This is a genomic window from Pseudomonas sp. 300, from assembly GCF_055803035.1.
Window position 1 is genome coordinate 772,110 of sequence record NZ_JAVLRV010000003.1, and the last position, 14,174, is coordinate 786,283.

Sequence of the window (14,174 nt, forward strand, 5' to 3'; positions counted from 1 at the left end):
TAGCCGGTTTTTTTGACCTTAGGAAAAACCTATGCACATTTTTCCGACTTTTATGAATTTAAGAAATATATAGTTAAATCATAGTCTTAAAAGCAAAACACGGCGTGTGTCAGCAAAACGGCACACAGGTTATCCACAGATTCTCAGACAGCCACCTGGTCACTGGAGGCAGGCGCTTGCGGAGCGGGTGGAAGCGAACCCATTTCCCGTTGCATCTGCTCGTTCCAGGCCTGAACCCGGTCATTGAGGTTGGCAATCGCGCGGGGCCCGCTCCCTTCGGCGTACATCGGTTCGCCGATGATCACCGTGATGACGCCCCGCTTCTTTGCCCAACCGGTTTTTGGCCAGAATCTGCCGGCATTGTGCGCAATCGGCAGCACCGGTAGTTCAGCATTGACGGCTAACGCCGTACCACCTCGTGAGAATTTTCCGATGGTGCCGTAAGGAACTCGCGTTCCTTCTGGGAATATCAGCACCCAGACGCCATCCTTCAGCAGTTCATCGCCCTTCTTCGCTACGTGTTTGAGCGCGGCCTTCGGGTTGTCGCGGTCGATGGCGATCGGTCGCAACATGGCCATGGCCCAGCCAAAGAACGGCACAAACAGCAATGAGCGTTTCAGTACCTGGCTCAACGGCTCGAAGTAGGCCGAGAGGAAGAACGTCTCCCAAGTGCTCTGGTGGTTCGATTGAATCACGCAGGGCTGGTCAGGCACGTTCTCGGCGCCCTTCACTTCGTAGCTGATGCCCAGAAAGACTTTGCTCAGCCACAAGGCGCAGCGGCACCAGTACACGTTGATAAAACGATAGCGCGCCTTGAACGGCAGAAAAGGCGCGATAAAAAAGCTCAGGCTGCACCAAAGCAAGGAGCTGGTGCCCAGCAGCAGGTAAAAGAGGAAGGTTCTGATGGCCTGCAGTATCGACATGGCGACGTTTACCGTGCGGGCTCTGCCCGTCTATATAAAGCGCACTCCCGATCAATCCTTGGTCAGGAATCTCGAAAACGCTCTAATTGTGGATAAGTTCTGCGGCAATCGCCGCGAGATCGTCAAAAATCAAGGTGCCTACCGGTAGGGTTTTGCCCAAAGTCTTTTCGCCTTTCCCGGTCTTTACCAAAACTGGCTGAGAATCGACGGCTTTGGCGGCTTCCAGGTCACCAAGACTGTCGCCGACGAACCATAGATTAGTCAGCGATACGTTGTAATACGCGGCGATGGTTTTCAGCATTCCGGGTTTTGGCTTGCGGCAATCGCAGCCTTCGTCGGGCCCGTGCGGGCAATAGACGATCAGCCCGACCTCACCGCCCTGCTCCGCCACCAGTGAGCGCAAGCGCTCGTGCATGGCGTCCAGGGTCGCGACGTCGTAATAGCCGCGAGCAATGCCTGACTGGTTGGTAGCGACCGCAACCGTCCAGCCGGCCTTGCTCAACTGCGCGATGGCCTCGATCGAACCGGGGAGCGGATTCCACTCCTCCACCGACTTGATGTAAGCGTCGGAGTCGTAATTGATCACCCCGTCCCGATCGAGAATCAGCAGTTTCAAACAGTCTTACCCCAGCAACGAAATATCGGCGACGCCGAGGAACAAGCCACGCAGACGCGCTAGCAGCGCATAGCGGTTGGCACGGACCTTGGCATCCTCAGCGTTGACCATGACTGCTTCGAAGAATGCATCCACAGGCTCGCGCAGGGCAGCCAGACGTGCCAGCGATTCGCTGTACTGACGCGCAGCGGCCATTGGCTGAACAGCCTGGTCTGCCTGCTGAATCGCCGAGTACAGGGAGAATTCGTTGGCGTTGTCGAAATACTTGGCTTCAACGACCGATGGAACAGAGCCTTCAACCTTGCTCAGCAAGTTCGAAACGCGCTTGTTCACTGCAGCGAGGGCCGCCGCTTCGGGCAGTTTGCGGAACGCTTCCACCGCTTGTACGCGCTGATCGAAGTCCAGCGCCGAACCCGGCTTCAGGGCACGAACCGACAGATAAGTCCCAACGTCCACACCTTCGTCTTCGTAACGGGCACGCAGACGGTCGAATACGAATTCGAGTACCGAGTCGGCGAGGCCAGCCGCCTTGACCTTGGCGCCGAACGCATTCACGGCGAACGCCACGGCATCGTTCAGGTCCAGGTCGAGCTTCTTGTCGATCAGGATGCGCAACACGCCGAGTGCAGCACGACGCAGGGCATACGGGTCTTTGCTACCGGTTGGCAGCATGCCGATACCGAAGATGCCGACCAGCGTGTCGAGTTTGTCGGCGATGGCCACGGCCGCACCGGTCAGGGTGGTCGGCAGTTCAGCACCGGCACCGCGGGGCATGTACTGCTCGTTCAACGCCAGTGCGACTTCTTCCGGCTCGCCGTCGTTGAGGGCGTAGTAGTAACCGGCGACGCCTTGCATCTCCGGGAACTCGCCGACCATCTCGGTCGCCAGGTCGCACTTGGACAGCAGGCCGGCACGGGAGGCCCAGGCTGCGTTGCCGCCAATTCGCTGAGCGATGAACGCAGCGAGTCTGGAAACCCGCTCGGCCTTGTCGTAGACGCTGCCGAGTTTTTCCTGGAACACCACGTTCTGCAGACGCAGGTTAAAGTCTTCGAGTTTCTGCTTCTTGTCTTGCTTGAAGAAGAACTCGGCGTCGGTCAGGCGTGGGCGAACCACTTTCTCGTTACCGGCGATGATTTGCTGCGGGTCTTTGCTTTCGATGTTGGCCACGGTAATGAAACGTGGCAGCAACTTGCCGTCGGCATCCAGCAGGCAGAAATACTTCTGGTTGTCCTGCATGGTGGTGATCAGCGCTTCCTGCGGCACGTCGAGGAAACGCTCCTCGAACGAGCACACCAGCGGCACCGGCCATTCAACCAGCGCGGTCACTTCGTCGAGCAGGGCTGGTGGAACGATCGCCGTGCCTTCCTGCATCGTCGCCAGTTCTTCGGTGCGCTTGCTGATAATGGAGCGGCGCTCATTGGCGTCCGCCAGGACATAAGCGGCACGCAGGTCCGTCAGGTAGTTGGCCGGCGAGGTGATGCGCACGCTTTCCGGGTGATGGAAGCGGTGACCACGGGAATCGCGGCCGGCCTTCTGGGCGAGGATGGTGCAGTCGATGACCTGGTCACCGAGCAGCATCACCAGCCATTGGGTCGGACGAACGAATTCTTCCTTGCGAGCGCCCCAGCGCATGCGCTTCGGGATCGGCAGGTCGTTCAGGGAATCTTCGACGATGGTCGGCAGCAGGCTCGCGGTCGGCTTGCCGGCGATGCTTTGGCTGTAACGCAGTTTCGGGCCGCTCTGATCGATTTCGCTCAGGTCGACGCCGCATTTCTTGGCGAAACCCAATGCCGCTTGAGTCGGGTTGCCTTCGGCATCGAACGCGGCCTGACGTGGCGGGCCATCGAGGTTGATGCTGCGATCCGGTTGCTGGGTGGACAGCGAGGTGATCAGCACCGCCAGACGACGTGGCGCGGCGTAGACGGTTTTGGTCTCGTAGTTCAGGCCAGCGGCTTGCAGGCCCTTGTCGATACCGGCCAGGAACGCCTCGGCCAAGGTGTTCAGGGCTTTGGGTGGCAGTTCTTCGGTGCCCAGTTCAACCAGAAAATCTTGAGCACTCATTGTGCAGCCTCCAGCTTGGCCAGTACTTCATCACGCAGGTCCGGGGTCGCCATCGGGAAGCCCAGCTTGGCGCGAGCCAGCAGGTAGGCTTGCGCAACGGAACGCGCCAGGGTGCGGACACGCAGAATATATTGCTGACGCGCAGTCACCGAAATTGCCCGGCGCGCATCCAGCAGGTTGAAGGTGTGGGAAGCCTTCAACACCATTTCGTAGCTCGGCAATGGCAGCGGCTGGTCGAGTTCGATCAGGCGCTTGGCTTCGCTTTCGTAGAAGTCGAACAGTTCGAACAGCTTCTCGACGTTGGCGTGTTCGAAGTTGTAGGTCGACTGCTCCACTTCGTTCTGGTGGAACACGTCGCCGTAGGTCACTTTGCCGAACGGACCGTCAGCCCAGACCAGGTCGTAGACCGAGTCCACGCCTTGCAGGTACATGGCCAGACGCTCGAGGCCGTAGGTGATCTCGCCGGTCACCGGGTAGCACTCGATGCCGCCCGCCTGCTGGAAGTAAGTGAACTGCGTCACTTCCATGCCGTTCAGCCAGACTTCCCAGCCCAGACCCCAGGCGCCCAGAGTCGGCGATTCCCAGTTGTCTTCAACGAAGCGAATGTCGTGGACCAACGGATCCAGGCCGACATGCTTGAGGGAGCCCAGGTACAGTTCCTGGAAGTTGTCCGGGTTCGGCTTCAGGACTACCTGGAACTGGTAGTAGTGCTGCAGACGGTTCGGGTTTTCGCCGTAGCGGCCGTCAGTCGGGCGACGACTGGGCTGCACATAAGCGGCGTTCCAGGTTTCCGGGCCGATGGCGCGCAGAAACGTGGCAGTGTGGAAAGTCCCGGCGCCTACTTCCATATCGTAGGGCTGAAGTACCACGCAACCTTGCTCGGCCCAGTATTGCTGGAGGGCGAGGATCAAGTCTTGGAAGGTACGCACGGCTGGCGTAGGCTGGCTCACGAAATTCACCTGTTTCTTGGGCTGCGATTTAAAGAGCGGGAGTATACCCGATTCGTTGCTGCGCACGCCCCCTGGAGCCTTATGCCACGCTGCTTTTGGTGTTCCGAAGATCCGCTGTACATGGCTTATCACGATCAGGAGTGGGGCACGCCGCTACGCGATGCGCAGGGATTGTTCGAGTTGCTTTTGCTCGAAGGGTTCCAGGCCGGCCTCTCATGGATCACCGTGCTGCGCAAACGTGAGCGTTATCGCGAGGTGTTGTTCGGCTTTGACGTACAGCGCGTGGCGCAAATGAGCGACGCCGAAATCGATGAATTGATGCTCGATCCCGGCATTATTCGCAATCGCCTCAAACTTAACGCGGCCCGGCGCAATGCGCAGGCCTGGCTGGCGCTCGAAGACCCGGTCGAGTTTCTCTGGTCCTTTGTCGGCGGTACGCCCGTGATCAATCATTTCAAGGATCGCACCGAAGTGCCGGCGGTGACGCCAGTCGCCGTGGAAATGAGCAAAGGCTTGAAAAAAGCCGGCTTCACCTTCGTCGGTCCGACCATTTGCTACGCGCTGATGCAGGCCTCGGGGATGGTCATGGACCACACTCGGGATTGCGATCGCTACGCGACGTTGACGAACGGCGGTTAGAATAGCCGCCTCGCGTACAGCACACGATCAGGAGTGACCTGTGGATAAGTTGAAAGGCGCCTTGCTGGTAGGCGCTCTGAGGCTGTTTGCCCTGCTTCCTTGGCGAGCAGTGCAGGCGGTTGGCTCGGCCATCGGCTGGGTGATGTGGAAAACCCCTAACCGTTCCCGCGACGTGGTGCGGATCAATCTGGCCAAGTGCTTTCCCGAGATGGACCCTGCCGAGCGCGAGCGTCTGGTCGGCCAGAGCCTGAAAGACATCGGCAAGTCGCTGACCGAAAGTGCCTGCGCGTGGATCTGGCCGGCGCAGCGTTCCATCGATCTGGTGCGCGAAGTCGAAGGGCTCGACGTCTTGAAGGACGCCCTCGCCTCGGGCAAAGGGGTGGTCGGCATCACCAGCCATCTCGGCAACTGGGAAGTGTTGAATCACTTCTACTGCAGCCAGTGCAAACCGATCATTTTCTATCGTCCGCCAAAGCTCAAGGCTGTGGATGAATTGCTGCGCAAGCAGCGGGTGCAACTGGGTAACAAGGTCGCCGCCTCCACCAAGGAAGGTATCCTCAGCGTCATCAAGGAAGTGCGCAAAGGTGGTGCAGTGGGCATTCCCGCTGATCCGGAACCGGCCGAATCCGCCGGGATCTTCGTGCCGTTCTTCGCCACTCAGGCGCTGACCAGCAAGTTTGTGCCCAACATGTTGGCGGGCGGCAAAGCCGTCGGCGTGTTCCTGCACGCCCTGCGGCTGCCGGACGGTTCGGGCTACAAAGTGATCCTCGAAGCGGCGCCAGAGGCCATGTACAGCACTGATACCGAGACGTCCTGCGCGGCCATGAGCAAGGTGGTCGAGCGCTACGTGCGGGCCTACCCGAGCCAGTACATGTGGAGCATGAAACGCTTCAAGAAGCGTCCGCCTGGCGAAGAGCGCTGGTATTGAGTTGATTGGCATGATCTGTGGATAACCTTGGGTTCAGGGTTATCCACAACTGTTCAAGAAAGGGCGCAGAAGATGTCCGAACACCGTAAATCGTTTCGCATCAAGATCAGTCATGAAAGCTTCGGCGAATGCCTCGGCCAGACCCGCAATCTCTCGACCACGGGCGTCTACGTCAAGCATCCGGGCTTGTCGACGTTGCCCAAGGGCGCGGTGGTCTATGGGCAGGTACAGGGTTTACCCGCAGGCGCGCCGCGGGTTCGCATGGAAGTGGTGTTGGTGGACGCCGACGGCATTGGCCTGCGTTATCTTTGATCAGTGCGCCTGACGCTCGAGCTTCTTCAGAAACACCGTCATCTCCTTCTCCGCCTGCTTGTCGCCGTGAGCACGAGCCGCTTCCAGACCCTGCTCCCAGGCCTGACGCGCGGCCGGATAGTCCGCCAGCGCCAGATGCGCCTTGCCCAACAGCTTCCACGCCGCTGAATACTTCGGATCGAACTCGACGCAACGCTGGAAATGCTCGGCGGCCTTGGCGTTCTCCCCAAGATCCAGGTAGCCCTTGCCCAGGCCGAAGCGCAGCAATGAGTTATCCACACCCTTGGCGAGCATTTTTTCCAGGGATTCGATCATGGGTGGATTCCTTACCGAAGTTATTCAGATATGCCGGTGTGTTTTTGAGATCGCATCGCGGGCAAGCCCGCTCCCACCGGGATCTTCAGTGAACATAAAACTTGTGCATGACCGAGAACCTGTGGGAGCGGGCTTGCCCGCGAAGAGGCCGGTCTGGCCACCGCAAATGCGGATCAAAAGAAGCTAAGCCCCACATGGAACAACTTTTCCACATCCCGAATATGCTTTTTATCCACAAGGAACAAAATCACATGGTCACCCGCCTCGATCACCGTGTCGTCGTGGGCAATGATCACTTCTTCATCACGAATAATCGCGCCAATCGTGGTGCCCGGGGGCAAACCGATGTTCTCGATGGCCTTGCCAATGACTTTGCTCGACTTCGCATCACCATGGGCAATCGCCTCGATGGCCTCTGCCGCACCACGCCGCAATGAATGCACGCTGACAATATCGCCGCGCCGTACGTGCGCCAACAAGGTGCCGATGGTCGCCAGCTGCGGGCTGATGGCGATGTCGATGTCGCCACCCTGGATCAAATCGACGTAGGCCGGGTTGTTGATGATGGTCATCACCTTTTTTGCGCCCAGGCGCTTGGCCAGCAACGACGACATGATGTTGGCTTCGTCGTCGTTGGTCAGGGCCAGGAAGATGTCGGCGTCGGCGATGTTCTCTTCCATCAGCAGGTCGCGGTCGGAGGCACTGCCCTGCAGGACCACGGTGCTGTCGAGGGTGTCGGAGAGATGGCGGCAGCGGGCCGGGTTCATCTCGATGATCTTCACCTGATATCGGCTTTCGATGGCTTCGGCCAGACGCTCGCCGATCTGCCCGCCCCCGGCGATGACGATGCGCTTGTAGCTCTCATCGAGGCGGCGCATTTCGCTCATCACGGCGCGAATGTTCGCCTTGGCGGCGATGAAAAACACTTCGTCGTCGGCCTCGATCACCGTGTCGCCCTGGGGCAGGATCGGCCGGTCACGGCGGAAAATCGCTGCAACGCGGGTTTCGACATTCGGCATGTGTTCACGCAACTGACGTAGTTGCTGACCCACCAGCGGTCCGCCGTAGTAAGCCTTCACTGCGACCAGCTGCGCTTTGCCTTCGGCGAAGTCGATCACCTGCAACGCGCCCGGATGCTGGATCAGGCGCTTGATGTAGTTGGTGACCACTTGTTCCGGGCTGATCAGCACATCCACCGGAATCGCTTCGTTATCGAACAGTTCGGAACGCGTCAGGTACGCCGCTTCGCGGACACGGGCAATTTTCGTCGGGGTGTGGAACAGGGTGTGGGCGACCTGACAGGCGACCATGTTGGTTTCGTCGCTGTTGGTCACCGCCACCAGCATGTCGGCATCGTCCGCGCCGGCCTGACGCAGCACCGTCGGCAGCGAGCCGCGGCCCTGCACCGTGCGGATGTCCAGCCGATCGCCGAGGTCGCGTAGGCGTTCGCCATCGGTGTCGACCACTGTGATGTCGTTGGCCTCGCTGGCCAAGTGCTCCGCCAGCGAACCGCCGACCTGCCCTGCGCCGAGGATGATGATTTTCATCCAGTCACTCCCTTGGAATCCGGTTAACCGCGCGCGGCGGCGATCTTGATCAGTTTGGCGTAGTAGAACCCGTCATGGCCGCCTTCCTGTGCCAGCAACTGGCGACCGTGTGGCTGCTTGATGCCCGCCGTGGTGGCGAGGTCCAGCTCACGGGCGCCCGGTGTGCGAGCGAGGAAGGCTTCGATGACTTCGGTGTTCTCGGTCGGCAGCGTGGAGCAAGTGGCATAAAGCAGAATCCCGCCGACTTCCAACGTTATCCACAGGGCGTCGAGCAATTCGCCCTGAAGGACCGCCAGCGCCGCGATGTCATCCGGTTGGCGCGTCAGCTTGATGTCCGGGTGACGACGGATCACCCCGGTGGCCGAACACGGCGCGTCCAGCAGAATGCGCTGGAACGGTTTGCCGTCCCACCAGGTGGCAGTGTCGCGGCCGTCGGCGGCGATCAGTTCGGCGCTCAGGCCCAGGCGTGCGAGGTTTTCTCGCACACGCACCAGCCGCTTGGCTTCCAGATCCACGGCAACAACACCGGCCAGTGCCGGTTCGGCTTCGAGGATGTGGCAGGTCTTGCCGCCCGGTGCGCAGCAGGCGTCGAGCACCCGCTGGCCCGGCGCCAGGTCGAGCAGGTCGGCGGCCAGTTGCGCCGCTTCGTCCTGCACGCTGATCCAGCCTTCAGCGAAACCCGGCAGGCTGCGTACATCGGCGGCAGCGTCGAGAATGATGCCGTCCTGGCTGTAAACGCACGGCGTGGCGGCGATGCCCGCTTCGGTCAGCAGCCCCAGGTAGGCATCCCGATTGTGATGACGACGGTTGACCCGCAGAATCATCGGCGGGTGCGCGTTGTTCGCCGCGCAAATGGTTTCCCATTGCTCAGGCCAGAAGGCTTTCAGGGATTTTTGCAACCAGCGCGGGTGAGCGGTGCGCACCACCGGGTCATGTTCCAATTCGGCCAGCAGCGCTTCGCTTTCACGTTGGGCGCGGCGCAACACGGCGTTGAGCAACGCTTTGGCCCATGGCTTTTTCAGTTTGTCGGCGCAGCCCACGGTTTCGCCGATGGCGGCGTGGGCCGGGACGCGGGTGTAAAGCAATTGGTAGAGGCCGACCAGCAACAGCGCCTCGACATCGGCGTCCGCAGCCTTGAATGGCTTCTGCAGCAACTTGGCCGCCAGTGCCGACAAACGCGGCTGCCAACGTGCGGTGCCAAACGCCAGGTCCTGAGTGAAACCGCGGTCGCGGTCTTCAACCTTGTCCATTTGCGTCGGCAGCGAGCTGTTGAGTGAGGCTTTTCCGTTAAGAACGGCAGCAAGTGCCTTGGCGGCGGCCAGACGTGGATTCATTGCGCATCCGCCGTTTGACCGAGGACGGTGCCGACGGCAAATTTCTCACGACGGCTGTTGAACAAATCGCTGAAGTTCAGTGCTTTGCCGCCGGGCAATTGCAGACGCGTCAGACACAGGGCTTGCTCACCGCAGGCGACGATCAAACCGTCCTTGCTGGCGCCGAGGATTTGCCCTGGTGCGCCCTGCCCTTCAGCGAGGCTCGCGGCCAGCACTTTCAGCGCTTCGCCGTTCAGCGTGCTGTGGGTAATCGGCCATGGGTTGAAGGCGCGGACCAGACGTTCCAGCTCAACGGCCGGGCGATTCCAGTCAATGCGCGCTTCGTCCTTGTTCAGTTTGTGTGCGTAGGTGGCGAGGCTGTCGTCCTGCACTTCGCCTTCCAGCGTGCCGGCGGCGAGGCCGGCGATGGCTTGAATCACCGCCGGTGGACCGATTTTCGCCAAACGGTCGTGCAGGCTGCCACCGGTGTCTTCAGCGCTGATCGGCGTGGCGACTTTCAGCAGCATCGGCCCGGTGTCGAGACCCAGTTCCATGCGCATCACGGTCACGCCGCTTTCGCTGTCGCCGGCTTCAACGGCGCGTTGGATCGGCGCCGCCCCTCGCCAGCGTGGCAGCAATGACGCGTGGCTGTTGATGCAACCCAGATGCGGAATATCCAGCACCACTTGCGGCAGGATCAGGCCGTAGGCGACCACCACCAGCAAGTCCGGCTTCAGCGCGGCCAGTTCGGCTTGAGCGTCTTCATTGCGCAGGGTTGGCGGTTGCAACACCTGGATGTTGTTTTCCAGCGCCAACTGCTTGACCGGGCTCGGCATCAGCTTTTGCCCGCGACCCGCCGGACGGTCCGGTTGGGTGTAGACCGCGACGATCTCGTAAGGGCTGTCGAGCAGGGCCTTGAGGTGTTCGGCGGCGAATTCCGGGGTGCCGGCAAAGACGATGCGCAGTGGCTCAGTCATGGGAGCAATCTCTGAAAAGAAAAAGGCTTGCCGCAGCAAGCCTTTGAAAGGAGGGCATCAAGCGTTCTGGCGATGGAGCTTTTCCAGTTTCTTCTTGATTCGGTCGCGTTTGAGGTTCGACAGGTAGTCGACGAACAATTTGCCGTTGAGGTGGTCGCATTCATGCTGAATGCACACCGCGAGCAGGCCTTCGGCGATCAGTTCGTACGGCTTGCCGTCGCGGTCCAGGGCCTTGACCTTGACCTTTTGCGGACGATCGACGTTTTCGTAGAAACCCGGCACCGAGAGGCAGCCTTCCTGGTATTGCTCCATCTCGTCGGTCAGGGACTCGAACTCGGGGTTGATGAACACCCGCGGTTCGCTGCGGTCTTCGGAGAGGTCCATCACGACGATACGTTTGTGCACGTTGACCTGGGTCGCGGCGAGGCCGATGCCTGGCGCTTCATACATTGTTTCAAACATATCATCGACCAACTGACGCACTTCGTCGTCCACTACGGCCACAGGTTTGGCGATAGTGCGCAGGCGCGAGTCGGGGAATTCGAGGATGTCTAAAATGGCCATAAGCTTAATTGCTGCACGTGTGAGGTAAAGTCGGGTCGATGGCCTGGCAGGTCCGAAGATGCAGGCTACCGTTGTGAAGCGTAGCTCCTTTTCTTTTCAGTGAAGAGTCGGGAGCGAGCCACGAGGGCTCTGGCGTTTCACGCGAACGCACATAATAAAGGGATTCACCGCATGAGGAAATCACTACTCGCCTTGCTCCTTCTGGCCTCGGCCGGTTTGGCGCATGGGCAAGTGCAACTCAGGGAAGGTTTTCCACAGCAATACACAGTGGTGGCGGGTGACACACTCTGGGACATCTCCGGGAAATTCCTCCGTGAGCCGTGGAAGTGGCCCGAGCTCTGGCAGGTCAATCCGCAGATCCAGAACCCCAATCTGATTTACCCCGGTGATTTGCTGTCGCTGGTCTACGTCAACGGTCAGCCGCGTCTGACCCTCAATCGCGGGGCTTCCCGGGGCACCATCAAGCTCTCGCCACGGGTGCGCAGTTCGCCGGTGGCCGACGCCATCCCGAGCATTCCGTTGCAGTCGATCAACAGTTTTCTGCTGAGCAACCGCATCGTCGACAAGGTTGAGGATTTCGACAAGGCGCCTTACATCGTTGCCGGCGATGCCGAGCGGGTGCTCAGCGGCACAGGCGACCGGATTTTCGCTCGCGGTCATTTCGATCCCAATCAACCGGTCTATGGCATCTTCCGCCAGGGCAAGGTTTATACCGACCCCGAGAGCAAGGAGTTTCTGGGGATCAATGCCGACGACATCGGCGGTGGTGAAATTGTCGCTACCGAGGGTGATGTCGCGACGCTGGCGCTGCAACGCACGACTCAGGAAGTGCGCCTCGGCGATCGCTTGTTCAGCGGCGAAGAGCGATCGATCAACTCGACCTTCATGCCCAGTGCGCCAAAAACCCAGATCAACGGCCTGATCATCGACGTACCGCGCGGGGTTACCCAGATCGGCGCGATGGATGTCGTCACGCTGAACAGGGGCCAACGCGACGGTCTCGCCGAAGGCAACGTGCTGGTGGTGATGAAAACCGGCGAAACCGTGCGTGACCGGGTCTCCGGGCAACCGCTGAAAATTCCCGATGAACGCGCCGGTTTGCTGATGGTATTCCGCACCTACGACAAACTCAGTTACGGATTGGTGCTCACCGCATCGCGCTCCTTGGCAGTGATGGACAAGGTGCGGAATCCGTAAGCAGGCTCCACAAGTTACCAACAGAGTTATCCACAGCTTATTCCCGTTTGAACGGGGCTCATAACGATCAAGGATGATCCATGTCGCTTTCTACTCTTACACCGGTTTCCCCTGCGGAACTGGAAGCCCGTTTACGTCTGCATCGTTTGCCGGAGCTCGGTCCTGCGCGTTTCAGGAAATTGCTCGAGGCCTTCGGCTCGGCGTCCAAAGCCATCAGTGCGCCGGCCAGTGCCTGGCGTTCGCTGGGCTTGCCGCTTGCTTGTGCCGAGGCTCGCCGGGCCGATGATGTCCGGGACGGCGCCAGCCACGCATTGGCCTGGTTAGAGCGTCCGGGCCAGCATTTACTGATGTGGGACCAGCCTGAGTACCCGGCACTGCTGGCGGAAATCAGCGATGCGCCGCCGCTGTTATTCGTCGCGGGCGATCCGGGCATTCTGGAAAAACCGCAATTGGCGATGGTCGGCAGTCGACGTGCTTCCCGCCCGGGGATGGACACCGCCGCTGCGTTTTCGCGCAGTCTGGCTGGCGCCGGTTTCGTCATCACCAGTGGTCTGGCGCTGGGTATTGATGCCGCCGCGCATCAAGCCGCTCTGGACGTGGGCGGGCGAACGGTCGGCGTACTTGGCACGGGACTTGAAAAGTTTTATCCACAGCGCAACCGCAGGCTCGCAGAGGCCATGATTGCGTCGGGAAGTGCGGTGCTTTCAGAGTTCCCGCTGGACGCCGGGCCTACGGCCAGCAACTTCCCGCGACGCAATCGCATCATCAGCGGTTTGTCTCTCGGTGTGCTGGTGGTGGAGGCCAGTATCGCCAGCGGTTCTTTGATCACCGCGAGGCTGGCGGCGGAGCAAGGTCGAGAGGTGTATGCAATTCCGGGATCGATCCATCATCCCGGTGCCAAGGGGTGTCACCAGCTGATTCGCGACGGCGCGATGCTGGTGGAAACCATCGAACATATCCTCGAAGCGTTGCGCGGCTGGCAACAGTTGCCGCTAGCCATGCAGGCACCGTCGGTGACGCATCCGCTGCTGCTACTGCTGCTACTGCTGCACGCGGCGCCGCATACCCCTGAAGCGTTGTCCGTCTCCAGCGGCTGGGCGCTGCCCAAAGTGCTGGCGGCGCTGACTGAGCTTGAAATGGACGGCCGGGCGGTCTGCGAAAGCGGGCGCTGGTTTGCGCGGGTGAGCTAGGTTTTATAAGGAAGATCGGTAAACTGCGCAGAGCCTTATTCCGGAGAGTTTTTCATGGTCAATAGTTGGCGTGTGCAACAAGCCGCGCAAGCCATTCGCGCAGGGGCGGTGATTGCCTATCCAACCGAGGCGGTCTGGGGCCTGGGTTGCGACCCGTGGGACGAAGAGGCGGTAGAGCGTCTGCTGATGCTCAAGGGGCGGTCGGTGGAAAAGGGCCTGATTCTGGTCGCGGACAACATTCGCCAGTTCGACTTCCTGTTCGAAGACTTCCCCGAACTGTGGATGGACCGCATGGCCAGCACCTGGCCGGGGCCAAACACTTGGCTGGTGCCGCATCAGAATATGTTGCCGCAATGGATTACCGGCGTGCACGAAACGGTGGCGTTGCGGGTCAGCGATCACCCGTTGGTGCGGGATTTGTGCGCAGTGGTCGGGCCGTTGGTGTCGACCTCGGCCAACCCTCAAGGACGGCCGGCGGCGCGGACGCGGATTCGCGTGGAGCAGTATTTCCGCGGGCAGATTGATTTCATCCTCGGAGGCAACCTCGGTGGGCGCAAGAATCCGAGTGTGATTCGCGATCTGGCGACCGGGAACGTCATCCGCCCGGATTGAGGCCGAGTCATCGTTCATCGCTGGCAAGCC

At 60.4% G+C, this 14,174-nt stretch carries 15 protein-coding genes; 6 read left to right on the top strand and 9 right to left on the bottom strand.

The window, feature by feature from the left end; translation table 11 throughout:
• Positions 1-143 precede the first annotated feature (143 nt).
• The 4 genes from Q7W83_RS28935 to glyQ all read right to left on the bottom strand — a co-directional run bounded on the left by Q7W83_RS28935 (position 144) and on the right by glyQ (position 4,550).
• Positions 144-923, bottom strand: a complete 780-nt coding sequence (locus Q7W83_RS28935; protein WP_458378056.1) for a lysophospholipid acyltransferase family protein — start codon at positions 921-923, stop codon at positions 144-146.
• Between the two features lie 82 nt (positions 924-1,005).
• Complete coding sequence (gene gmhB, locus Q7W83_RS28940) at positions 1,006-1,539, bottom strand: D-glycero-beta-D-manno-heptose 1,7-bisphosphate 7-phosphatase (protein WP_150630647.1); 534 nt, start codon at positions 1,537-1,539, stop codon at positions 1,006-1,008.
• Positions 1,540-1,545: 6 nt separating this feature from the next.
• Positions 1,546-3,600: a glycine--tRNA ligase subunit beta gene (glyS, locus tag Q7W83_RS28945; protein WP_458378055.1), complete on the bottom strand. Its 2,055-nt coding sequence runs from the start codon at positions 3,598-3,600 to the stop codon at positions 1,546-1,548.
• Positions 3,597-4,550: a glycine--tRNA ligase subunit alpha gene (gene glyQ, locus Q7W83_RS28950; RefSeq protein ID WP_003213601.1), complete on the bottom strand. Its 954-nt coding sequence runs from the start codon at positions 4,548-4,550 to the stop codon at positions 3,597-3,599. The genes glyS and glyQ overlap by 4 nt, the downstream gene beginning before the upstream one ends.
• Positions 4,551-4,631: 81 nt before the next feature.
• Between glyQ and tag the strand changes: the two genes are divergently transcribed.
• From tag to Q7W83_RS28965, 3 genes are all read left to right on the top strand, one after another.
• Complete coding sequence (tag, locus tag Q7W83_RS28955; RefSeq protein ID WP_150630649.1) at positions 4,632-5,189, top strand: DNA-3-methyladenine glycosylase I; 558 nt, start codon at positions 4,632-4,634, stop codon at positions 5,187-5,189.
• A gap of 40 nt (positions 5,190-5,229) precedes the next feature.
• Positions 5,230-6,117: a lysophospholipid acyltransferase gene (locus tag Q7W83_RS28960; protein WP_084317555.1), complete on the top strand. Its 888-nt coding sequence runs from the start codon at positions 5,230-5,232 to the stop codon at positions 6,115-6,117.
• A gap of 72 nt (positions 6,118-6,189) precedes the next feature.
• Entirely contained in the window at positions 6,190-6,429 is a 240-nt protein-coding gene (locus Q7W83_RS28965; protein ID WP_150630650.1) for a PilZ domain-containing protein, read from the top strand.
• On the opposite strand, the gene Q7W83_RS28970 is transcribed toward Q7W83_RS28965, so the two are convergent.
• The 5 genes from Q7W83_RS28970 to def form a co-directional block, all read right to left on the bottom strand.
• Entirely contained in the window at positions 6,430-6,744 is a 315-nt protein-coding gene (locus Q7W83_RS28970) for a tetratricopeptide repeat protein (RefSeq protein WP_008027576.1), read from the bottom strand.
• 173 nt (positions 6,745-6,917) lie between these two features.
• Positions 6,918-8,291: a Trk system potassium transporter TrkA gene (gene trkA, locus Q7W83_RS28975; RefSeq protein WP_017341720.1), complete on the bottom strand. Its 1,374-nt coding sequence runs from the start codon at positions 8,289-8,291 to the stop codon at positions 6,918-6,920.
• Positions 8,292-8,314: 23 nt separating this feature from the next.
• Positions 8,315-9,625: a 16S rRNA (cytosine(967)-C(5))-methyltransferase RsmB gene (gene rsmB / locus Q7W83_RS28980; RefSeq protein WP_473658376.1), complete on the bottom strand. Its 1,311-nt coding sequence runs from the start codon at positions 9,623-9,625 to the stop codon at positions 8,315-8,317.
• A complete protein-coding gene (gene fmt, locus Q7W83_RS28985; RefSeq protein WP_150639396.1) occupies positions 9,622-10,581 on the bottom strand; it encodes a methionyl-tRNA formyltransferase in 960 nt (319 codons plus the stop codon). Before fmt ends, rsmB begins: the two co-directional genes overlap by 4 nt.
• A 57-nt stretch (positions 10,582-10,638) precedes the next feature.
• The gene (def, locus tag Q7W83_RS28990) at positions 10,639-11,145 is read right to left on the bottom strand and encodes a peptide deformylase (protein WP_109627010.1); all 507 of its coding nucleotides are present in this window, start codon (positions 11,143-11,145) and stop codon (positions 10,639-10,641) included.
• Between the two features lie 171 nt (positions 11,146-11,316).
• On the opposite strand from def, the gene Q7W83_RS28995 reads away from it, so the two are divergent.
• From Q7W83_RS28995 to tsaC, 3 genes are all read left to right on the top strand, one after another.
• A complete protein-coding gene (locus Q7W83_RS28995) occupies positions 11,317-12,342 on the top strand; it encodes a LysM peptidoglycan-binding domain-containing protein (RefSeq protein WP_150630654.1) in 1,026 nt (341 codons plus the stop codon).
• Positions 12,343-12,422: 80 nt separating this feature from the next.
• The gene (gene dprA, locus Q7W83_RS29000; protein ID WP_473658379.1) at positions 12,423-13,532 is read left to right on the top strand and encodes a DNA-processing protein DprA; all 1,110 of its coding nucleotides are present in this window, start codon (positions 12,423-12,425) and stop codon (positions 13,530-13,532) included.
• A 54-nt stretch (positions 13,533-13,586) separates the two neighbouring features.
• Positions 13,587-14,144, top strand: a complete 558-nt coding sequence (tsaC, locus tag Q7W83_RS29005; protein ID WP_150630656.1) for an L-threonylcarbamoyladenylate synthase type 1 TsaC — start codon at positions 13,587-13,589, stop codon at positions 14,142-14,144.
• Positions 14,145-14,174: the final 30 nt, after the last annotated feature.